Here is a 665-nt window from a genome sequence, read left to right on the forward strand (position 1 = left end):
GGAGTGTTATTAAGACTATCGATATTATAAAATTGAATGATATTTGCATCTATTTCATGTCTTGCAAAAAATTCATCATCAATAAGTTTTAATAATAAATATTCAAATGCTAAGAGAATATCTGTTTTTGTTGTGTATCTTAAATATTCTAAAAATAAATCCATTTCAGAAAAATATTGTTTATTATTTAATACTTCACTTAAATTTTCATAACTTTTATATCCTATATCATCTTTTTCTTTATAAGAAAAAATAGGATTACCCATTGCATATATTACTTTTATTCTTTTCACTTTTATTCCTATGGTTTAATATGAATAGTCTTATTGAGCTTTGGATTTTTACCATAAATATTTATTGTTTCTCCCCCACTTCCAGAACCTGTTCTGTATATAATATCAATTCCATCATTCAATTTATATCTTATCAATTTTTCTTGTGTAATTTGTCCCGTTTTATGATTTTTTATAGGAATATATTTTTCTTCTAACTTTGTGGCATTTTTTATTAATTTTTGCCACAGTTCATCTAATTCTTTTTTATTTTTCAGAAGGCGAATATTCCCACTGCTACCTTTTTGTAGTTTTTCAATAATTTTCACTACTTCTTGTCGTGTTAAACCACTATTAAGTCTACTTGCAATTTTAAACATTGAATGTAAACCC

General features: G+C 24.5%; 1 protein-coding gene and 1 pseudogene. Both read right to left on the reverse strand.

Annotated features, from left to right (window positions below; translation table 11 throughout):
• Positions 1-293: pseudogene (locus tag L8X40_RS08420) on the reverse strand (hypothetical protein); the annotation flags it as partial.
• An 8-nt stretch (positions 294-301) separates the two neighbouring features.
• Positions 302-665, reverse strand: a 364-nt coding sequence (locus L8X40_RS08425) for a hypothetical protein (RefSeq protein ID WP_263667689.1), incomplete at its 5' end; no start/stop codon positions are given.

It is taken from the genome of Campylobacter sp. CNRCH_2013_0855 (assembly GCF_025773025.1).
Classification (GTDB): Bacteria; Campylobacterota; Campylobacteria; order Campylobacterales; family Campylobacteraceae; genus Campylobacter_D; species Campylobacter_D jejuni_C.